We start from the raw sequence: 20,296 nt of genomic DNA, 5'->3' as shown, positions 1-20,296 counted from the left end.
GACTGTTTACCCCAGAACACTATTATCACCAAATGGCATAGGATTAGATGTGAGTTTAATAAGTGTGAAGACACCATCGGAATATACCGAATCAGTTAAGGCAGAATTTCAGTCACTAGCTGATAACTTTTCTGTACAAGGAGTAGTTGTATACCAAAATTATGAATTTGGGATAGTAGAAGTCAAAATTCAACGTGAACCTCGGATGAATTTGGAGCCACCCAAGGATTTTAAACTGAGACTATTGGGATTTTTACCGCCCAAATCGGTGAAGTGTTTCTGGAATTTTCAGGTGCGGCGTGTGGGGACTGACTTAGTAATTCAATCAGGGGAGTGCATTAAATATATGGCTCATGAGCAATCAAAAACTAAAAAGTTATCAACCAAGCCACCAAAAGATACCCACGAGTAAGTCAAAGCTAATCTAACAGAAAAAGCTTCCATCATCATCACTAGAACTCAAGTTACTTACCTCACGCCCCTTGAGTGCATTGCCGCAAATAATAAGTTATGCCCAAACCGAAATCAAAAAAAACGAATATTTCACCATCAACAGAAATATCTTCGCCAACTCAACCAGCTATTGTGCGTATCGTCAAGCAGGCTACTGATAGCCCAGTACCATCTGAATCATCAACCATTGCACCAAAAGAAAATCAAAACAGTGTACCGGAGTTGGACGTTTTGAATAACCAGAGTCAAAGCATTGAGATGGAGCCATCAAACAGTAGCCCTCAAGCTACTCCTGATGCTGGACTTGAAAAAATCAATGCAGCTATAGACTCGTCTGACTTCTCATTAACCGCATCAACACCAACAGTTAATCTAGAAGAATTAGCTCAAAACTCGTCAAGTAAAGCTATTGATTTAGCACAACCAGAACTAGAAAATAAACAACCCCAACTAGAGAAACGAATACCACCATATAAAAAATTAGAGACCGTTACTAATAGTCAAGGACAGACCTTTGCTCTTGGGGAGGAGATACAAGTGAGTACCTCTAACTTTGGCTCTCAATCGGCTGTAATTACATTTTTTTATTCAGCGCCAGATGGAAGTATTTGGTCTAGTTATTATCCTTTGACTAAAGACCAATGGCGGCGCGGTTGCTGCCGGATTGAATATTTGAAAAAGCTTGATGAAAATTTTTGCAATGGTTAACGGTGTAAAAGCACAGTTATTGAAAAGTTGTTGTGAAGCGATTTTGAAGAAAAGGTGATCACCGAAGACATCCACCAATAGCTCATTGTAAGATCGGCATATATACAGAAATCCTTATAGCGAACTCTCATTATTCGATTGTGTCCTTTTAGTCACATCAACCACATAAATTGCCCCCAGAATATGGGGGTATTTTTATGGCGGTAGTGGCGAAAGCGAGGTAACAATCAAATGAGCGTGGCTCACTACCATCTGAGGTAGTGTTAGGCGAACGCTGTAGACATCAATGAATCTAGAAGACTTTGAGGCATCGATTACACGTTTGACTAAAAAAGTAGAATCTCTGTCAGCATCAATCAAAAATTAAGAAAAGCTTGTGGTCTCAAAACTATAGATGGCTGACCACAAGTTTTTTTGGTGTTTATACCTTAATACAAGATTTTGGCAAATTTTTTATTATTGATATAAGGAATACAGTTTTATTCAAAGCAATTTCTAAAATATATTTAGATTCTTGATGTTTTAAGGATATAGATGAGTAACGTTTTGCTTCTTGTTGCCATAGTTTAATTGTGGTAAATATGCTCAATAGCTTTTAATTTGCAATCAGAGGGGTGGGATAAAATTTCCACCTCACAATAGTTTTATGTTAGGTAATCTGTAAGTTAAATGTCTAACAGATTAATAGCAATAGTGCTGGAGTGTCATAGTTTTTATTTAATTAGTAGGTAGTTTTTATGGGCAGTAAGTTTTCCGTGAATGTTGATGGTGGTAGTAATGTCGGTGACATTGTGACAGCACAAGGTAAAAACATCCAACAAACAACGGAGATTAATTCAGCGTCCTCTGGTGAAAAACAGCTAACTAAAGAAGATGTAATGCAAAAGTTACTGCAAATTGAAGAGTTTATCAGCAATGCACAATTACCATTAGACAGCAAGGAAAAAGCAACTGCATATTTAGACGCGGCTATCGAAGCAACAAAAAAAGAACCTCCCAATAAAGAGTTAGCAAAGGTTAATCTTATAGGTATGGCTAACACTTTAGAAACTGCAAGTAAAACTGTGGCCTCAGGCAAGACTCTTTGGGAGAATGTTAAACCAGTCTTGCGGGAATTACCTATATGGTTTGATATTGCTAAAAGCTTCTTTGGATTGTAACCAGACAGTATGACAAAAAACCATGTCCACAAGTGACATGGTTTTTGGGCATGGGAAAAAGTTCCTCATACCCTGTTTGTCTTATGTACCAAGCGATGGGTCGGCTTTTCTCCTCACCTATAAGGAGATGAAGTTTAGCACCTCTTTCAATGAATTAATCCAATGAATTAATCGGCATGAGTCTCTCAAATAAGAAAGTAGAAAAATTACAAGTACGTCATTGCTAATGAACAGGAATAATCAAAGCATTGAATTCGACATTAATAACTCTGAAGTTGGAAGTATTTTATCTATTCAAGGTCATAAAAATACCCAAATAGTTTACAATTACTACTACAGTAGTATAAACAAAGCATCTATTTCTAGTAAACATACTGAAACGTCTGTTAGTGAAAACCTATCATCTCCCTATCGTGGCTTGTCGCATTTTAGTCCAGATGATGCCGAATACTTTTTTGGCAGAGAAGATTTTGTAACAGTATTGTTTAACGCAACTAAAACCCGTAATTTTATCACTGTGCTAGGTGCATCAGGAAGCGGTAAATCTTCTGTAGTATTAGCTGGGCTAGTACCAAGGCTGCAAAAAGAAGGTAATTGGATATTTACTCATTTTCGCCCTGGAGATCATGATGATCCCTTCTACTCTTTAGCTGAGGCGCTGGTTCCACTTTATAGGTCTGATTATGATTCTACCGATGAGATAACTCAGACTAACAAATTAGCTGAATCTCTTAGAAAAAAAGAATTCGCTATTTCCCAGGTTTTCAGCAAGATCCAACGAAAGAATTCTGCTCATCGAGTTCTTTTGATTGCTGACCAATTTGAAGAACTTTACACCTCATGTAGCGATGAATCAATCCGCCACATTTTCTTAGATACTTTATTAGCTGGTTTTCAATCTAAATCTAACCATTTCCGACAGCCTCCTCTGGTGCTTGTGTCAACATTGCGGGTAGATTTTTTAAGCAATGCACTGTCGTATCCCCCATTCGCAGATGTCTTACAAAATGCCAATATCATGCTGGGAGCAATGAAGCGTGAGGAACTCTCACAAGTGATTAAAAATCCTGCCGAAAAGCAAAATGTGACCTTTGAATCTGGATTAGTAGAACGCATTTTAAATGATGTAGAGGATGAACCAGGAAATTTACCTCTGTTGGAGTTTGCCTTGACAGAGTTGTGGAAACGACGGATAGGTCAACAATTAACTCATCAAGCGTATCAAGATATTGGTCAAGTAAAAGGTGCATTAGAAAGCTATGCAAATGAAATCTATAAACGATTCACTGAAAATTGAGCAAACAAAGATCAGGGAAAAACAGATCGGGCAAGTTTTTATCCAATTGGTGCGCCCTGGTGAAGGAACGGAGGATACACGACGACTAGCAACAAGATCTGAATTCGATGAAACCCAATGGGAATTAATAAGACAACTTGCTGATGCTCGATTAGTAATCACGAGTCGCAATGCTGCTGGGCAAGAAACAGTAGAGATTGTCCATGAAGCATTGATTCGTCATTGGGAGAAGCTGAAGTACTGGATGTCAGAAGATCGCAACTTCCGAGTTTGGCAAGAGCGATTGCGAGTGATGATGGCTCATTGGAATAATAATGAAGAAGCTTTATTGAAGGGTTTGTTTTTAAAAGAGGCGGAGAAATGGTTGAATAGTTACCAGGAATCAATTCCGCCACACGAAAGAGAGTATATCCAGCAAAGTCAAAGATTGCGGGATCAAGAAGTGGAAGAAAAATTACGTCAGTGGCGTCGTACTATTACATCGCTTGTTGCATACTCGAAACAACTCTTTAATGGAGGTAAAGAGTTAGATGCACTGATTGAAATTATTCGAGTAGCTAAAGAAATCAAACAACAATCACAGACAGTAGAAGTTGATATTTGGCTAGGGGTGGTTAAAACACTGCAAGATATAGTCTACAAGATTAGAGAGCGCGATCGCTTAGGACATAGCCAAGATTTTACACACATAGTTTTCAGCCCCGATGGTCAAACACTAGCTGCTGCTACTGAAGATAACACCATTCTTCTCTGGAATAGAGAGGATAAATTACAGGCAACATTAACAGGACACGACCATTCGATTACCAATTTAGTTTTTAGCCCTGACAGTCAAATACTTGCCTCAGCTAGTTCCAATGGCACAATCAAACTTTGGCAACTAGATGGTACAGAACTACTTACTATTACAGGATGCAATTTAAGTATCAAACATCTCTTGTTTAATCCTGATCAACAGACACTGGCTGCTTCATTTTGGAACGAAAAGACGATCAAACTTTGGCATCTAGATGGTACAGAAGTATGTACCATTACAAACAACACTGTAATTGAAAAAGTTAATTTTAGTCCGGACGGTGAGATACTTGCTTCAGCCAATTACGATCAAACAATTAAACTCTGGAGGCAGGATGGTACTTTATATGCTACCCTTTCAGCACACAGTGATACCCTCTCATGGCACAGGGTTTTTATTACCAGTCTAGTTTTCAGCCCTGATAATCAGATATTGGCTTCAGCTAGTACGGACAATACAATTAAACTCTGGAGTAGGGATGGCACTTTACAAGCTACTCTTATAGGCCACAGTGATAGTATTAACAATTTAGTTTTCAGTCCAGATCATCAAATATTAGCTTCAGCTAGTACGGACAATACAATTAAAATCTGGAGGCGGGATGGCACTTTACAAGCTACTCTCATAGGCCACAGTGATGTGGTCACTAGTCTAGTTTTCAGCCCAGATGGTCGGACATTAGTCTCAGGAAGTGAAGATCACACTGTCAAACTCTGGGAATTATACCCAGAGAATAGTTCAACAGAGACAATTCCTAAAGCTAAGAATTTGGTACATGGTGAGGAAAATTGGCATATTAGCTTTAGAGATTGTGAACAGAATCAACACAAGCTGATGCTTGCTTGTCATAAAGGAAATAATATCGAACTATGGAACAGATTCTCTGCTAGCGAAATGCAAGAACTAAAGGGACATAGTGCTGAACCTACAAGCGTTGCTTTTAGTCCCGATAGTCAAATACTGGCTTCGGCTAGTAGGGATAGAACTATTAGACTTTGGACAATTGATGGCACTGAATTAGCTATTCTTAGAGAACATCAAGGTGAGGTTTGGCACGTTAGTTTTAGCCCTAGCGATCAGATACTTGCCTCTGCCAGTTCTGATTGCACTGTTAAACTTTGGGGATTAGATGGGACTGCATTAACTACTCTTTCAGGACATACAAGTCGTGTGAATAAAGTTGTTTTCAGTCATAACGGTCAGATGCTTGCCTCAGCAAGTGATGATGGAACTATCAAACTTTGGCAAAACAATGGCATCTTGTTGCATACCCAATTAGCAGCACATAGGGATGGAGTTACCAGCATCGTGTTTAGCCCAAAGGAGCAAATACTTGCTTCGGCAGGTAGAGACAATATCATCAAACTTTGGCAGCTACATGGAACTCAATTAGCTACTTTAAATACTGTTTTCCAAGAACATACAGATGAAATTATTAGTTTAGCTTTCAGTACCGATGGTCAAAAATTGGTTTCAGGAAGTAGGGATAAAACTATTAAACTCTGGGAGCTAGACAGACTTCAAACTAGCTTAACTACTTTGAATGGGCACACTAATGATGTCACAAGTGTGGTTTTCCATCCCAACAGAGATATGTTGGCATCAACTAGTGGTGGGGGCATAATTAAACTTTGGCAGCTAGACGGTAAAGAACTTGATACTCTTAAAGGGTTTTGCTGTCCTGAATTTAGTATTTATCCGATCAACTGGGATGGTACATTAGCTCCAAATTCTCACAATAATAATGGCAGCAGAACTCTCAAGTTCACAAGTCTAGCTTTCAGCCCCAATGGCAATTTGCTGGCTGATACTGTCAGTTGCACCACTCATCACATAATTCGTTTGTGGAATTTGGATCTGGACAATTTGATGCTGCGCGGTTGTCATTGGCTACGTAATTACCTGGAAAATAATCCCAACGTCAAGGAGATTGACAGACTCCTTTGCATAGAAGCCAATTAGGAGCATCCAGTTAAAGGTTAATAAATGGTTAACCCTGATGTAATCAAGCAGCGATCGCTCTCGCACTCAAAAACCCAGCCTTTATGACTGGGCTTTTGTTGGGATTATATTCCCAAGGGTTGTTATATAAGTTCTGTATAAGTTGCTTTTCTTTCCATGACTACAAAAGCTAGAGCGCAAATTCCAGAAAACAGTAGGCACGAAACTTTCAACTAGTTAATCCCACCAAGCATATAACTGTTGAGAACTAATCTCTAATTCATCGCAACCCCAGACAAATTTTACAAATTCACCTGCAAAGTCTAAATCTTTCACTCCTTTAACTGTAATTGCATCAATTACTAAATTTGGGTTTTCTGTATCATTGATGACTACACCATCAAAAATCGCTGTCACTTCTAATATTTTGCAACGTTGTCCAAATTCAATAAATGAACCGACTGATGGAGCAGCATTAAAATGAGTATCTAGTGTAGTATAGCCTGATTGAATAACTTGCTCTAATGATTCTAAAGATAAACTCTGAAATTTGACCGCGTTGGGAGTATATTCAGTAATTGAGTTCCCTAAAATTTCTTCAAGACGTTGAACCATATATTTATATTTATATTAAAAAAATTTTCAGCATAAGCATATTTCTTAGTCTAGTAGATGCAGATGGTAACGAACTAGAGGAATACAAGGTAAGTTTATCAAGTTAGCTAAGACCAGAGATATTTACAAAGACTTCAATGGTCAACCTATTATTTTTAAGGATTAATTATGGGTAAAGATTTAATTAATCTAAGTGATTTACTTAATCAATCATAATTAATTTTAAAGCAAATCAAACAGCATCCAGACTACAAAAAGGTAAAATATTCACCAGATTTTACAGTTGCAGACGCGATTGCAGCTTTAGAAGAACTACGAACAGAGATACAATAATGAAACCAGGGTACATTTATTTAATTCATAGTGTAGGCACATATAGATACAAAATAGGGCTAACTGTAGCACCACGGACACCAGAGGAAAGATTAAAAGAACTGAATAGCCGTCAAAGTCCCTACCCATTGAAACTCATTCATTATGTCTTTGTTGCTGACGTTTACAAAGTAGAGAAAGAAATTCATCAAGCTTGTAAGTCATTTAATGTTTATAGGGAGTGGTTTGAATTTGCAAAGAACGCATATTTGCAACAAGTTATTCAGTTAATGGAGCGTAGCAATGTAGCGCAAAGACCAAATAATAATTCTCAGGGTTACGGTCAATATCAGAATAAAATAAATCTTTCTTTGCCTATAATTCCTAGAGATATTGAACGTGCAAGTCAAGAGAGAGAGGAAATCCCAAAATATTTAATATCCAGACGATATGAACCCCACAATCGGTTGAGACAGGGCATAGTTGGGGAGAAAAACAAGAAGAAGAAAATTAAGAAAAGGAAACCTACTGTTTTAGGTAAAGTTTTCAATAATAATTTTTTATTTTTAGTAGCAATAGTCATTTGTATTATTTTATTTTTATATGTTGTGAGTATATTGATTTAAAAGGGTGCGATCGCCACCGGAAAGGGCGGTTACGCCATCGCACACTCCTCTTTCAAAGTTTGTCCCTGCTTTTCTGCCTTGACATCAATATCTCTATCAAAGTCGCACGATCAGAGTTAAACGACTCTAAAAGTTGTACTAAAGCTTCTTCTACAATCACTTCTTTATAAGGAGCATTGGCTTTTCCTAGCTCTAACTGGAGTGTAAGGTGCAGTTTGTCTAGCTGATGCAGTACCTCTTCACTGATTTGAAATGTAGATTTACGCAATGAAACTTTTTCTAGGTTGACTTGTTGACTTGTTAGCAAGTTAGCTTTCTGGCTTGTTGAATTGCTGTTTAGTTGAATGATTGGCGTGTTATTTTGCTGACTTGTTGAAGCTTCAAATGTATGTTCACTTTTGGATTGCTGACTGGTTAACTTGTCAGCTTCCTTACTGGTTGACACTTCATCTTGCTGACTTGCTGACTTGTCAGATTTTCGACTGGTTAGTAATTTATCTGGTTGACTGGTTGACTTGTCAGCTTCCTTGCTGGTTGACACTTCATCTTGCTGACTTGTTGGCTTGTCAGCTTCTTGACTTGTTAATAGTTTATCTGGTTGATTGGTTAACTTATCAGCTTCTTGACTGGTTGACACTTCATCTTGCTGACTTGTTGACTTGCTAATTTGCTCAAACCCAGCTAAAACTTTATCGGTCGAGGACAACGGATCATTATCATCATTTAATCTGGCGCGTCGTTTTGTCATCTGTCTTTTCACCTTAATTAGATTGCAGCAATTAAATTAGCGATTAACTGGTAAGGCTGCACTAATTTGGGGTCTTTAGCATAGATGTGAATGGGTTCACCTGCCAGATTTGACTCAGAGAACTTGATTGACTTCGGAACGGCTTCAAATATCTGAATGTTTTGTAGTCTTTTATTTAAGGAGGCTAAGACATCTTGAGTCATGACCGTATTTTCAGCCATTGTTGGCAATACTCCCAGTATTTGTAATTGGGGATTAAGACGTTTTTGAACACTTGCAACTGTTTCCAACAGTGCAGCCAGCCCTTTTAAAGCGAAAAATTGACACTGCACTGGGATAAGAACTGCATCCGCAGCTGCCAAGGCATTAACCGTTAACAGTCCCAAAGAAGGTGGACAGTCAATTAAGATGTGATGGAATTGCTTGAGTACGGGAGCTAGTCGCTCTTTAAGGATGTAAAAGTTACCTACTTTCATGAGTATCTCCGTTTCTCCCTTAGCTAAGTTGATGTCAGCAGGCAGTAAGCTGAGTCCAAATTTAGTAGAAACTACTCCATCGATGACTTCTGCTTTTTCTGTAATTACGTCGTAGCAGCTAATCTGGTCATCAGCCACTTCTATTCCCAGCCCTGTGGTGAGATTACCTTGAGGGTCAAGGTCAACAGCGAGGACAGTATCCTTAAGAGCCAGTAGCCCCCCCAAAGATATAGTGGAGGTAGTTTTAGCTACCCCTCCTTTTTGATTTGCTAGTGCAATAATCATTGAATTTTAGGCTAAACATTTTGCCTATGAGCTTACTGGCAAGTCATTAATATAGCAAGTTAGGTTTACAACCAGCTAAAAAGCTAAAAAGTTGGGTTGTCAACCAGCTAACTTGTTGGCAAGTTAGAAAGTTATACTCCTGCCCTGTATGCTAGATGTAGAAGAGTACATTATTGTTCAAGGCTTGTTAATAATTAAATATATGGTTATCAATTTCTCCTCCGTAACGTTACCTCAGTCTGAAAACTTGAAGTTACATATCCTACTGTCACGTAATCATGAAGGAAATGTAATAGCTTCTGTCCTGGAATTTCCCAACACTCAGGTTGAAGCACCTACTCAAGAACTTGCATTACTTGAATTGAAAAAACTTTTGTCAACTCGTCTTGAGAAGATAGAAATTATGAGTGTAGAAATTCAATTGTCTCAAAGCGAAGCAGAAAATCCTTGGATGAAATTTGCGGGTGTATTTAAAGACGATGCAGATTTTGCTGAAATTGCTAATAATCTCAGAGCAGAACGTAACGCAGTAGATGAAGATTAAAAGGTTGAGGATTAGATTCAGATTGAGAAATGCAGGATGAGTTTTTATATACTCGACACAGACCATGTTTCGCTTTTACTTCAAGGAAACCAAGCCGTTATATCTAAAGTTGCTCAAGTTTATCCCAATCTGGCTATCACCATTGTTACAGTTCAAGAAATTTTTAACGGATGGGTAGTCAAAATTAATGACCGGACTGAATCTGCCAACTTAGTAAACCTTTACACTAAACTGTGGACTACTCAAGAGTATTTCAAAGGAGTGAGAATACTCAACTTTGATACTGCTGCCTACACTTGTCACCAAGGTTTACTTAGAGAAAACCAGCAACTAAACAAAAAAAGACTACAGAAAGATTTGCGAATAGCTGCGATCGCTCTAAGGGCGAATGCAGTGATGGTTACTCGTAACCAAAAGGATTTTGCTCAAATTCCCGATTTGGTGCTGGAGGATTGGACACATTGACTACATCCTCTGCTATCAATTTTGATATCAAAGCCGGAAATTACAGACTTAGCATAACCAATTGACACCTGCCTACTTCCGCAAGAAGTATTTTGGTGATCATGGAGTGTAAACATTCATGCACCTCCCTACGGCTGTATGATATTCGTTATTGGAAACGCGCATTATCAAGAACGAGGCAGTGAGCATTTATGCCTAACGAGCCAATATTTGGTGAGCTAGTTAAAGTTGAGTTAGAGGCGTGTTTAGATGCACCGATCGCTCGGTATTTTGACGCGCAGCTTGACAAAGACCCAGATGTGTTGGCGCAGCTGTTGGCAGATAAGCGCAACCCCAACACTCGACGGGCTTATGAAAAGGATTTGAAGGATTTTTTTCAGAAGATGACTTTATTACCGCCGACTGGTGATAGTGTGCTGGAGTTTTTACACTTGCAGCGAGAGCAAGCGGTGATGGTGGTGTTGAAGTACAAGGCGATGTTGATTAAATCTGGGTTGCGGGAGGCGACGATCAATCGGCGGTTGGCGGCGATTAAGTCGTTAGCCAAGATGGGGCGGAAGTTAGGGGTGTGCAACTATTCCCTGGAAGATGTTTCAGGGGAGAAGGTTAAGGCGTATCGGGATACGCGGGGTGTTGACAGTAAGGCGATCGCTGGTGTGATTCAGCAGTTTGATCGGGAGACTTTGATTGGTAAACGCAACTATGCAATTTTTTTGGTGTTGTGGGGTTTGGCGTTGCGTCGCCAAGAGATATGTCAGTTAGATGTAGGGGACTTTGATTTTTATGGACGTAAGTTGAGGGTTTTGGGGAAGGGTAAGGGAACCAATGAAGAGTATTTGGATATGTCCAAAGATGTGGCGGCTGCTCTTGCTGATTGGTTAATTGCACGAGGGGATTTAAATCCCAATTTACCAATATTTACGGCGTTGGATTTCCACAATACTGGACATCGCTTAACTACGGATGCCATCTATAAAATTGTATCTGCTAGTTTTAAGGCAGTGGGAGTCAAAAAAACCATGTCACCGCACAGGGTCAGGCATTCGGCAATTACTGCGGCACTGGATGCGACGGATGGGAATATCAGAAAGGTGCAGAAGTTAAGTCGTCACGCTGATCCGCGAACGTTGATGATTTATGATGATAACCGGAATAAAGACTTGTGGGAAATGTCGGAGTTGTTGACGGGAATGTTGAAGGATATGGAGTGAGAAAAGGTAATCAATTGACTAATTATAGTAGATTACTCTTATTCAATAACTGGAATAGAGTTTTCTCGACAGCAGTGGTCACAATATCGCACTCTTTACCCTGATGTAAATGTACCCAAACCCGACTAAGGTTATTGACTTTCGATGAAATTAAAACCATCCCCAGCACTGCCCAGGATGGTTGATGAATTAGGCGTCACCATGCCAAACTGGGTAAATTGTACGCTTTGGCTGAAACTAAGATGGGGTAAGCCTTTCAAGAAGTGCTTTTTGGTGAAAGAACTATGGTTATGCTGCTAGTTTTGATCAAGTTGGAACGAAAAATCGTCGTTTCAGGCACTTGAAATTTTCTTAGCGTACAAAAAACCTTTTTTGGCACGGTGATGCCTCCAACTAAGTTAAGATACAGCCCTTACTCCAACTGGTTCCCAGCCTCCAGGCTGGGAAAGAGGATACAATAAGTCTTTGGGCTTTTCTTAGTGACATTCAGTTCTGAACCTAAATGCTAAAGTTGCTAATGTGACATGAATGAGGAGAGAATCTATCAGTCAAGTCAAACTAGCTTTTCAAAACGTAATAGTGGATGTTACAGAATTAGTCAAAGTTTCAATTATTCTCTTGCTCCTTGCTACAGGTGTAGCTCTGCTGTCGAGGCGGTTGAGAATCCCTTATGTTACGGGTTTAGTATTGGCAGGTTTACCAATCACTGAGCTATTATCTCGCCCGATTGGTTTAAATCCAACCCTTGTTTTGAATCTTTTTTTGCCAATTCTCATCTTTGAAGCTGGTATTAATACAGATGTCAGCCGCCTACGCAGCACCTTTAAACCAATTGCCCTATTAGCTGGGCCTGGAGCTGTGCTTTCCAGTGGTATTATTGCCGTTCTGTTGAAATTTGGGCTGGGACTAAGTTGGATACCTGCCTTATTTGTCGGAGTAATTCTGGCAAACACTGATACTGTTTCCATGATTGCCGTCTTTAAGGATATACCAGTACCATCGCGGCTTTCCACCATCGTTGAAGGAGAAACTTTATTCAACGATGCGGCTGCCCTAGTTTCCTTCAATCTAATTTTGCAAGTATATTCAACAGGCTCAATCACATTTATAGAGGGAATCCAACAACTGCTATTTATCTCTGTAGGAGGCTGCCTGGTGGGGTTAGTCTTGGGCTACTTGAGTATACCTGTATTCGCCCGTTTAGATGATGCCCTTAGCAGTCTTTTATTGACAGTCGCAGTTGCATTAGGAACTTTTCAGGTTGGGCAATTTCTCGGTGTATCAGGTGCGGTGGCTGTAGTCGTCGCGGGATTAATTTTCGGGAATTTAGGGCTTTCTCGCAATACTTCTGCTTCTAGTCGCATCACCTTGTTAAGTTTTTGGGAATATGCCAGTTTTACCGTCAACACCTTTATTTTTCTGCTGATTGGTGTAGAAATAAACTTGGTAACGTTGTGGAAAACTTTACCTGCAATTCTACTTGCAGTTTTGGCTTATCAAGTCGGGCGAGTTCTTACAGTCTATCCTCTACTAGCAGGCGTTCGGTGGATTGACCGCCCAATTCCCCTACGCTGGCAACATTTACTGTTTTTAGGCAACATTAAAGGTTCACTCTCAATGGCTCTGGCGTTGAGCTTACCTACCACACTGCCAGGGCGAGAAGTTCTGATAGCTATAGTCTTCGGCTGTGTGCTGGTGTCGTTAGTAGGACAGGGTTTAAGTTTGCCTTGGGTGGTAAAACGCTTAAAATTATCTAAATTTTCAGAAGCTCAACAACAGGTTGAAGAATTGCAAGCCCAGTTGATGACGGGTAAAGCAGCACAAGATGAATTAGATAGTCTGTTGAAATCAGGGGTCTTACCAAAAGCTGTTTATGAAGAGATGCGTTCAGTTTATCAGGTGCGAATTGCCGGTGCAGAAAAGACACTGCGGGAACTTTATAATCGTCGCCCTGATGAGGTGGAAGGTGGAAGTGGCAAGAGCAGTAAGCTTGAAGCCATTCGCCGACGTTTACTCTTGGCAGAAAAAGGAGCGCTCAATGAGGCAATGCGGAAGCGAATTCTCTCGGAAGAAATTGTGCGCGGGCGGATACAAAATCTTGATGAACAATTGTTGAAGCTTGAAGATGATTAGGGATTGGGGATTGGGGATAGTCTGAGCTTTGTCGATGAACCTCTGAGGTTCGTGAGTGAACTTCTGAGGTTCGTGAGTGAACTTCTGAGGTTCGTGAGTGAACCTCTGGGCTTCGTGAGTGAAGCTTTGATACTTGTTAATTATGTTTACCTACTGTTCTCAGTAAGTAAACACAGATACAGCCACCCTAAATCATTGGTGAGAAACTACAAATGACAAATCGGCTTTTTGAGATTCCTATTTTAAAGGCGATCGCTTATAGTTATTTTGACTTTTAATTACCCTACTAGGACTGATAAAAGAAATTCCTTGTTGAAAGTCAGTACCAATCATGACTGCTTCCACTATCGGTTCAGATATTTCTGTTTGGGCTACCCACTCGACAATGAAGTTTGCGCCTAAACCTCCAGTGGTGTCATTTCTATTGATAAAAAAATCTGTAGAAGCTAGGGCATCAACTTGAATAGGGCGCTCCAAATATTCTTTAACTAGTTTCCCTTCTGAGTTATAGTAGCGCACAGAAGTAATGACGATCGCATTGGTCAAATCTGTATTCCGAATACTTAGCGTAACTGCTAACTCGAAAATCTCCTGCCGATTGTGATGATAGATATGAGAGTAGACAGGAACATAAACAGTTTGACCGCTTGCTATCTTAAAATTCTTATCCAGCGTCACGATTTTTTGGGATGGGGTTGCTGGAATGGCATCGGGTTGTGACTTTGGTGGAATTTCGGGTGATTGACAAGATGCAAGAAAAATAACAGCGATCGCTAAATAAATATATCGATACAGCTTCATCAAAACTATTTACACCAATTCTTTATTCTATATGTAGCTAACCCCACCTAATAAAGAGTTTAGCTAAGAACTACGCTCAACATTTTTGTTCAATAAAATCAATGACTTGATGTAAACATCCTGGTTTAGTCACAATCAGCACAGTTGAATGAGGTTCCAGTATTGTACTACCGTTAGGAATCATCAAATCTTCGTGGGGATGGGGTTGATAGCCAATAATTAGCGAACCACTAGGAAATTGGGAATCCTGAGCGATTTCGGCAACGCTACGACCAGCAACATAGCAATTGTTGGGGATGGAAAGTTTCAGAACCTCAATCTGTCCCTGCTCAAAATGCATCATTGATTCCACTTGTGGATACTCAATGGCATTCACCATTGTTGAAACTGATAATTCAACAGTACTGATAATATGGTTAACTCCAGCGATACGCAACGGTTCGGCAAAATCGGGGTGGCGCATCCGACTCAAAATATGGGTGACACCGTAGTGCTTTGCAAGAGTCACCATTGCTAAGTTTAAAGCATCACTTCTGAGGACAGCTGCTAAGGAACCTGCTTTGCGAATCCCAGCTTCTAGCAATACTTCTGTACTTACAGCACTGCCTTCAAAAGCCATCGCTCCTACTTGTTCACGGGCATAGCGGCAAGCAATAGGGTCAATATCAATGACGGCAACAGTATGCCCCAGTTCTACCAGTTTTTGCGCCAAACTTAAGCCTACTAAGCCGGCTCCACCAATTAATACGTACATGAATGTTCTTGATGCTCTTTTCCAGTTCCTATTCCACTTTACAGGTTAGCAAAGTTGTAGCTTGACGAGAAATACTTTCAACTTTTGGGAATATCAAAAACGTGCCATTCCTGAATACCCCAATGCCTAAGAATAGGTTCGGCTTGACGGATATCGTCTTCCGTGCCTTCTATTGTCGCTAAATAATCGCCTTGGAATACTCGATCATTATAGAGTTGGGCGGCTTCTTCAGGAAGAAACCAACCCCGTAGTGCGCCAATAAGACCACCAGCCGCTGCACTAGCTCCACTTCCTAAAAGGGTAGCTAAAACAGACTCTGCTGCTAGCGCTGGGCCAAAACCAGGAATAAGCAAAATACCCAAACCCGTAACCAAAGTAAGTAAACTTCCCGCCCTAGCGCCTGCTAATCCACCCGCCTTAGCACCTTCAGCAGGAGCGATAGTACTTTCACTCGTGTCGGAACTGCCAAGTTGCTCATTAAGATTGGGTTTTTTAGTGATTACAGAAATTTTATTCATCGGAAAGCCACTACTTCTCAGTTCATCGAGCGCCTGTAGTGCAATTTGGCGATCGCGAAATATACCAATAGCGTGTTGAAGTTGTCCAGAAGCCATTTTGTTTGCCTCCCAAAAGCATTAATCCAGATGCCTGTCATTTTATGGACACTAACCATTCTCCCAAACCCTGATGCTTTCGTGAATAGCCACCACACAACTGACCTCAGTTAAGCCACGCTTATCATTGACACCCCTCAAAATCCCAAGTTCACCCCCATTGATAAGTTTGGCAAATATCTATCCTTTCTATACAAGGCTTGGGGGTTACTCCAAGTAGTGCTGATTTTTAGCACTACAAAGGGATAGCTGCTCCCGAAGCGATCGCTTACTCTGGTAGGGCATTGATATCAGAGTTGGCACAAGGAGGGCGATGGCGTAACCGCCATGAGCCGTTGGCGATCGCCCTCGTTTCGACAAGGAATGAGCCAATACCCAACTCTCTCAACTTAGTCTCAGGTTGACGGGAATGTTGAAGGATTCCGAGTCGTAGAGTTACTCCAATGCTTCAAGCAATGACATTAGCAATTTTTTGAGCAACATCAGAATTGTCCCAATAACCAGTATGGGAATCGAAAATCAGAAATCCTGTCTCAACCGGGATGTCCACTAATATTTGATTTTTGTTTTCTGGATTTCGTTTAAACAGTTCTGCTAAAGGATAAGCAATTGCATCTTCACTATCCCAGAAGTTATACCAAGACCGACCTTGATCTCGGACTGGATTGTAGAGTTTAGTAAATGGCTCTCCTTCCATCCATAGCGATCCTTTACGCATCATAAACAAGCCGATAGGAGACCCCATTGTGAAGAAGTGGCGGAATTGTTTTCTCAAAAGCTTGATTTCTTCAGGCTTTATCGTTATCGCCTCTAAGTTCCTGTCTTCAGGTCTAGCAACGGGGTCAGGCTTTGGAATAAATGAAAAATCATCCTCATTTTTCGGATAAAACAAGTGGAATAGATAATCGAAAGCAATCACCGAGCCGAGAGAATGGGCAATGATACTGTAGGTTGCGCCCTGCTCCAATGGATCATGGAGGTCTTTCCAGATTTGTGTCCAAACGGTGCGACGGATAAAATTTACGTCTTCAGACACGTAGGCAACTACATCTCCCATCAAGAAGCTGATGAAGCCACGGATGCCGCGCATAGGGTTAAGGGGTTGGTTTTGTAGCTGAGGAAATGATGCATTAAAGATAGTATGGGCTGCCTTCTGAAGCGGATCTACGTGCCAGTTTGTACAGATTCGACCAAACTGGCCTTCAAACTCCTCAATGCTTTTTCCCGATTTTTTGATCAACCGCTCCCACAGGTCATTGTAGCTGGAATTGGGATTTTCATCGGGCTGACGCTCACCCATACCATGTATAAAAATCAAATAGTGCTTTCTCATAACTACTCTTCAGAAATACCATTCAACAATTGGAATTAGAGGCCGTTGTGTAACATTCAATCATCCAGCGTCCTGCTAAGGTCTTTTTCCCTAGTTAATGTTTACAATTGCCTGTAATACCAGACTTAATATCAACCATCTCTTTTATGGTCAAATTAGGGTCTAAGAAAGATTCATTTAAGTAGGACTTACACACTCAAGCATCTACAAGCAATCCCTCAACTAATCTGGAAGAGGGATTTTTGGTTAAATAGGCATCGGACTTTCGTTACAGTACATTAGCCTGGATACCAGAGGCGGATGGGAGTTGGGCATTGCCGTTAAAACATGAACGGATAACCAGCTTTGAAACACAATTCCCCATACATAAGCACAGGGAATTTTTAGAGAATGGATACGTGAATTTTGGTGCTGTGTGGGGTTTCTTGGCTAGTCGTTAGTTTTAGAATTGTTCATCGCGTAATCGGCTTTGTTATCTACCATCCGCTTCTATATTTCTTGCGCTCGTTTTTCAAACCAAATTAAGAACTGCGGAAAAGTTTGAGGATTAATAACCTGATCTACAGGGAACTCATAGAGGTATGCATGACGGCTAAAGTATATGCCTAAGCGGGTTATCTCTTCAATATCTGGGTCAAACCGTCTTTCAATTACCGACAAAGTATAGTATCCCAGCAATTGGTCAAAGGCTTTGCGCTCAAAAGTAAGTTTTATTGTCGTCTTGACATCAATCAGTAGATCATCCAGAATTAGATCCGCATCTGCTCCCTTGACGAGGAGGGAGCCTGGCCCGAAATCAGGATTTAACAAAACCCTCTCTTGTACCCTAAAAATATTAGGGTCAATTATGTTAGTTATATTCCTTAAGTCTGCAATATCTTCATTATCGATAGATTCCAGATTTCCAACAATATAATCACTGCGGCGGGTAAATGGATCTAGCTTGCCCAACGATAAAGCAGATTTGAGCAGTTCATCTGAAAATTTTCCAGTCTCCAAAAAGTTTAGATAATTGTGTCTCGCCTCTGCAACGATTACATTTCCAATCTCATAAAGATTATTTTCTCCTCGCCTTTTCAACACCCTTAAAGCTCGTTCTGCTGCCCACCCACCTTCATCCTCCTCAGCTTGAGGGTTGAGGTATTTAACATAAAAACGCAAAAGGTAGTCAAAAGCTGTCCCAACTAATCTTGGTTGTGCGCCTAAAAGTGGAGGTGCTAATAATTCTCGTTTGATATCGAACTTAGGCTTTTTAAATTCCATCTGAAATTTAGCTCGAACGTCTGGTATTTCTAAAAAAGAAGTAAGAGACATAATTATTCTCAAAAAATCAAAAACCAGTCTAACTAAGTAGGATGGCAAAAGATATGATGAATTATCATTGACTTTTGCAACAAGCTAAATTATGTTTACTGTCTTTAAAAATCATCAGGATATAGCAGAGTCCTTACGAACTCTGGTAAATCTTGATACTGATCTAAAATAATATCCGCCATCGTTAAATACCACAAATGGTAAAGCTGAGGTTCTTGGTGAGTACGTCCTAAGCTGAACCAGCTATTTACAGTCCGAATATCTACATGGCTGACTTCGGCAATTAACTGACGGCTTACATCCCACTTGGCCACAAATTCTTGATGATCTAAAATTGGTACAGCATAAATAAATGCTCTTATTAGTTTTAATTGTTGCGGCGTTAAAGGTTTAGGATTACTCATGAAGCGTCACCCAACAGGCATTCAATTACATCTTCAATACCAGAGTGCTGTGCTGGCGTGTCTGATAAATTAAGAAGCTTTATAGATTGTGGATATTGCAATGCTATGTGAACCGTATAAGTCACGGATTCAGTCGGTGTTCTGAACATTATTTTGATTATGCGAATCATGGTTTTTTGAATATCTGGAATCAGCTTTGAAGGGGCTATTTAAATTCCAAGCAGGATTAATTCTATGGACACCACAGAAGACCCTTGGTGTCTGATGGTGTCTGCGGTGGTGTCTCGTCGTGTCTGCGCTGTACAAGGATTTTAGCGTTTGGTGTCCGTGGTGGCTGGTGTCTGGTGTCTGCCAAAATCGGGGGCTTTTCAGGGGAGACACCAGACACTCAATGCAGCTAAATCTGATTTAGTTTGATAACACCCTCGGCTATCCAGTCTGCCAATCCTGCCCCAACAATTTCATACATCCAGCCCTTGATTTGCTCGACAGTGAATCTCTCTCCATTGACTTTAAAGTTGCCCTTAAACTCTCTTACATCAGCTTCTATTCGTTCCGTTCTAGTGAGATATTCATACAGCTTTTGCGCCATTGGTGAAAGCTTCGTTTTGTCCTCTGGGGTATTGTCTACCTTGTTAGCAAGATTAAATTCCAGTTCATAAATGCGCTCTAAAGTTGCTTTATCCATAGGGGGATTTAGCTTTAATTCTGTTGCTGATACAGTGTCCGCAAAGTCAGATATTTTGGCGATCATCTTAGGCAGATTGACATCAAGCCATTGGCTAGAACTATCAAGTTTTACCTTTGCTTTTCCCGTTGATTTTGGTTGCAGTGTGACTAAATCTACTTCTGCCAAACATTCAACTTGCAGCATTTTAGAAACCAGATTATGCAATCCCTTAATCCCGAATAAACACGTCTGAGTATTGTTATGAGCAACTACAGTTAATGGCATCTCTTGCTTACGAGATTTAGTCAGTGCCAGCTTGCCAAATTTCTCTAACAGTTCGGCATCTTTAATGAAGTCGCTATAGGTGGTGGCTTCCTCACAGATGAGAGATAATGCTTTGCCCTCCGACCATAGTTTCTCTCGCCACTTCTCCTCACTTAAAGATGAATTATTAAAGGTTTGTAATCGCGTCTCTATTTCACCAACGTAAATACGTATCTGTTGTTCAATATCTGACCACGAATGATAACTTTCAACCCCACGCCACTCACTACGATTGGAATCTGGATCTAAAACGATTACTCGATAACCTGCCTCTTTTTTCTGTTTAGCAACGTAACGAGCCAGCCAACTTTT

At 40.4% G+C, this 20,296-nt stretch carries 19 protein-coding genes and 2 pseudogenes; 10 read left to right on the top strand and 11 right to left on the bottom strand.

The annotated features are described in order from the left end of the window. The 5 genes and pseudogenes from ACEW80_RS07620 to ACEW80_RS07600 form a co-directional block, all read left to right on the top strand. A pseudogene (locus ACEW80_RS07620) lies at positions 1–412 on the top strand (hypothetical protein); the annotation flags it as partial. A 98-nt stretch (positions 413–510) separates the two neighbouring features. Further along, complete coding sequence (locus ACEW80_RS07615; protein WP_373526014.1) at positions 511–1,161, top strand: hypothetical protein; 651 nt, start codon at positions 511–513, stop codon at positions 1,159–1,161. Between the two features lie 737 nt (positions 1,162–1,898). Continuing rightward, positions 1,899–2,321 (top strand): hypothetical protein, encoded by a 423-nt coding sequence (locus tag ACEW80_RS07610; protein ID WP_373526013.1) that lies wholly within the window; start codon positions 1,899–1,901, stop codon positions 2,319–2,321. A gap of 226 nt (positions 2,322–2,547) precedes the next feature. Continuing rightward, positions 2,548–3,618, top strand: a complete 1,071-nt coding sequence (locus tag ACEW80_RS07605; RefSeq protein ID WP_373526012.1) for a hypothetical protein — start codon at positions 2,548–2,550, stop codon at positions 3,616–3,618. After that, the gene (locus ACEW80_RS07600; RefSeq protein ID WP_373526011.1) at positions 3,587–6,376 is read left to right on the top strand and encodes a hypothetical protein; all 2,790 of its coding nucleotides are present in this window, start codon (positions 3,587–3,589) and stop codon (positions 6,374–6,376) included. Before ACEW80_RS07605 ends, ACEW80_RS07600 begins: the two co-directional genes overlap by 32 nt. Positions 6,377–6,592: 216 nt before the next feature. On the opposite strand, the gene ACEW80_RS07595 is transcribed toward ACEW80_RS07600, so the two are convergent. Continuing rightward, positions 6,593–6,970 carry a hypothetical protein gene (locus ACEW80_RS07595; RefSeq protein WP_373526010.1) on the bottom strand — a complete coding sequence of 126 codons (378 nt, stop codon included), beginning with the start codon at positions 6,968–6,970 and terminating at the stop codon, positions 6,593–6,595. Between the two features lie 332 nt (positions 6,971–7,302). Here ACEW80_RS07595 and ACEW80_RS07590 point away from each other — a divergent pair, with 332 nt between their 5' ends. Then, complete coding sequence (locus ACEW80_RS07590; protein ID WP_373526009.1) at positions 7,303–7,908, top strand: GIY-YIG nuclease family protein; 606 nt, start codon at positions 7,303–7,305, stop codon at positions 7,906–7,908. 52 nt (positions 7,909–7,960) lie between these two features. On the opposite strand, the gene ACEW80_RS07585 is transcribed toward ACEW80_RS07590, so the two are convergent. Next, positions 7,961–8,656, bottom strand: coding sequence for a hypothetical protein (locus ACEW80_RS07585; protein ID WP_373526008.1), 696 nt, complete (start codon positions 8,654–8,656; stop codon positions 7,961–7,963). Between the two features lie 17 nt (positions 8,657–8,673). Continuing rightward, positions 8,674–9,417, bottom strand: a complete 744-nt coding sequence (locus ACEW80_RS07580; RefSeq protein WP_094346239.1) for a ParA family protein — start codon at positions 9,415–9,417, stop codon at positions 8,674–8,676. A 202-nt stretch (positions 9,418–9,619) separates the two neighbouring features. Here ACEW80_RS07580 and ACEW80_RS07575 point away from each other — a divergent pair, with 202 nt between their 5' ends. The 4 genes from ACEW80_RS07575 to ACEW80_RS07560 all read left to right on the top strand — a co-directional run bounded on the left by ACEW80_RS07575 (position 9,620) and on the right by ACEW80_RS07560 (position 13,770). Continuing rightward, entirely contained in the window at positions 9,620–9,961 is a 342-nt protein-coding gene (locus ACEW80_RS07575) for a hypothetical protein (RefSeq protein WP_373526007.1), read from the top strand. A 36-nt stretch (positions 9,962–9,997) separates the two neighbouring features. Then, a complete protein-coding gene (locus ACEW80_RS07570) occupies positions 9,998–10,426 on the top strand; it encodes a type II toxin-antitoxin system VapC family toxin (RefSeq protein ID WP_373526006.1) in 429 nt (142 codons plus the stop codon). Between the two features lie 191 nt (positions 10,427–10,617). Beyond that, positions 10,618–11,637: a tyrosine-type recombinase/integrase gene (locus tag ACEW80_RS07565; protein WP_373526005.1), complete on the top strand. Its 1,020-nt coding sequence runs from the start codon at positions 10,618–10,620 to the stop codon at positions 11,635–11,637. A 579-nt stretch (positions 11,638–12,216) separates the two neighbouring features. Next, positions 12,217–13,770, top strand: coding sequence for a cation:proton antiporter (locus ACEW80_RS07560; RefSeq protein ID WP_373526015.1), 1,554 nt, complete (start codon positions 12,217–12,219; stop codon positions 13,768–13,770). Between the two features lie 237 nt (positions 13,771–14,007). Here the strand turns inward: ACEW80_RS07560 and ACEW80_RS07555 are convergent, their stop codons facing one another. The 8 genes and pseudogenes from ACEW80_RS07555 to ACEW80_RS07520 form a co-directional block, all read right to left on the bottom strand. Further along, positions 14,008–14,571: a DUF3124 domain-containing protein gene (locus ACEW80_RS07555; RefSeq protein WP_373526004.1), complete on the bottom strand. Its 564-nt coding sequence runs from the start codon at positions 14,569–14,571 to the stop codon at positions 14,008–14,010. A gap of 76 nt (positions 14,572–14,647) precedes the next feature. Continuing rightward, complete coding sequence (locus ACEW80_RS07550; protein WP_373526003.1) at positions 14,648–15,325, bottom strand: TrkA family potassium uptake protein; 678 nt, start codon at positions 15,323–15,325, stop codon at positions 14,648–14,650. A 77-nt stretch (positions 15,326–15,402) separates the two neighbouring features. Further along, positions 15,403–15,939, bottom strand: coding sequence for a hypothetical protein (locus ACEW80_RS07545; RefSeq protein ID WP_373526002.1), 537 nt, complete (start codon positions 15,937–15,939; stop codon positions 15,403–15,405). A 207-nt stretch (positions 15,940–16,146) separates the two neighbouring features. Beyond that, positions 16,147–16,311 (bottom strand): hypothetical protein, encoded by a 165-nt coding sequence (locus ACEW80_RS07540; protein ID WP_373526001.1) that lies wholly within the window; start codon positions 16,309–16,311, stop codon positions 16,147–16,149. Between the two features lie 76 nt (positions 16,312–16,387). Then, positions 16,388–17,272, bottom strand: coding sequence for a hypothetical protein (locus ACEW80_RS07535; RefSeq protein WP_373526000.1), 885 nt, complete (start codon positions 17,270–17,272; stop codon positions 16,388–16,390). A 489-nt stretch (positions 17,273–17,761) separates the two neighbouring features. Next, on the bottom strand, positions 17,762–18,586 hold the full coding sequence (locus ACEW80_RS07530) for a hypothetical protein (RefSeq protein ID WP_373525999.1): 825 nt from the start codon (positions 18,584–18,586) through the stop codon (positions 17,762–17,764). A gap of 104 nt (positions 18,587–18,690) precedes the next feature. Then, entirely contained in the window at positions 18,691–18,990 is a 300-nt protein-coding gene (locus ACEW80_RS07525) for a hypothetical protein (RefSeq protein ID WP_373525998.1), read from the bottom strand. Between the two features lie 397 nt (positions 18,991–19,387). Continuing rightward, positions 19,388–20,296, bottom strand: a pseudogene (locus ACEW80_RS07520) (hypothetical protein); the annotation flags it as partial.

Source organism: Nostoc sp. (genome assembly GCF_041747015.1).
GTDB lineage: Bacteria > Cyanobacteriota > Cyanobacteriia > Cyanobacteriales > Nostocaceae > Nostoc.
The sequence above is the reverse complement of the archived record's forward strand: the minus strand, read 5'-3'. Positions and strand labels throughout refer to the sequence as shown.

Excerpts from the sequence above, each read along its gene's own strand:
- ACEW80_RS07615 (WP_373526014.1), top strand. The coding sequence starts at position 511 with ATGCCCAAACCGAAATCAAAAAAAACGAATATTTCACCATCAACAGAA.
- ACEW80_RS07610 (WP_373526013.1), top strand. The coding sequence starts at position 1,899 with ATGGGCAGTAAGTTTTCCGTGAATGTTGATGGTGGTAGTAATGTCGGT.
- ACEW80_RS07605 (WP_373526012.1), top strand. The coding sequence starts at position 2,548 with ATGAACAGGAATAATCAAAGCATTGAATTCGACATTAATAACTCTGAA.
- ACEW80_RS07600 (WP_373526011.1), top strand. The coding sequence starts at position 3,587 with ATGAAATCTATAAACGATTCACTGAAAATTGAGCAAACAAAGATCAGG.
- ACEW80_RS07595 (WP_373526010.1), bottom strand. The coding sequence starts at position 6,970 with ATGGTTCAACGTCTTGAAGAAATTTTAGGGAACTCAATTACTGAATAT.
- ACEW80_RS07590 (WP_373526009.1), top strand. The coding sequence starts at position 7,303 with ATGAAACCAGGGTACATTTATTTAATTCATAGTGTAGGCACATATAGA.
- ACEW80_RS07585 (WP_373526008.1), bottom strand. The coding sequence starts at position 8,656 with ATGACAAAACGACGCGCCAGATTAAATGATGATAATGATCCGTTGTCC.
- ACEW80_RS07580 (WP_094346239.1), bottom strand. The coding sequence starts at position 9,417 with ATGATTATTGCACTAGCAAATCAAAAAGGAGGGGTAGCTAAAACTACC.
- ACEW80_RS07575 (WP_373526007.1), top strand. The coding sequence starts at position 9,620 with ATGGTTATCAATTTCTCCTCCGTAACGTTACCTCAGTCTGAAAACTTG.
- ACEW80_RS07570 (WP_373526006.1), top strand. The coding sequence starts at position 9,998 with ATGAGTTTTTATATACTCGACACAGACCATGTTTCGCTTTTACTTCAA.
- ACEW80_RS07565 (WP_373526005.1), top strand. The coding sequence starts at position 10,618 with ATGCCTAACGAGCCAATATTTGGTGAGCTAGTTAAAGTTGAGTTAGAG.
- ACEW80_RS07555 (WP_373526004.1), bottom strand. The coding sequence starts at position 14,571 with ATGAAGCTGTATCGATATATTTATTTAGCGATCGCTGTTATTTTTCTT.
- ACEW80_RS07550 (WP_373526003.1), bottom strand. The coding sequence starts at position 15,325 with ATGTACGTATTAATTGGTGGAGCCGGCTTAGTAGGCTTAAGTTTGGCG.
- ACEW80_RS07545 (WP_373526002.1), bottom strand. The coding sequence starts at position 15,939 with ATGGCTTCTGGACAACTTCAACACGCTATTGGTATATTTCGCGATCGC.
- ACEW80_RS07535 (WP_373526000.1), bottom strand. The coding sequence starts at position 17,272 with ATGAGAAAGCACTATTTGATTTTTATACATGGTATGGGTGAGCGTCAG.
- ACEW80_RS07530 (WP_373525999.1), bottom strand. The coding sequence starts at position 18,586 with ATGTCTCTTACTTCTTTTTTAGAAATACCAGACGTTCGAGCTAAATTT.
- ACEW80_RS07525 (WP_373525998.1), bottom strand. The coding sequence starts at position 18,990 with ATGAGTAATCCTAAACCTTTAACGCCGCAACAATTAAAACTAATAAGA.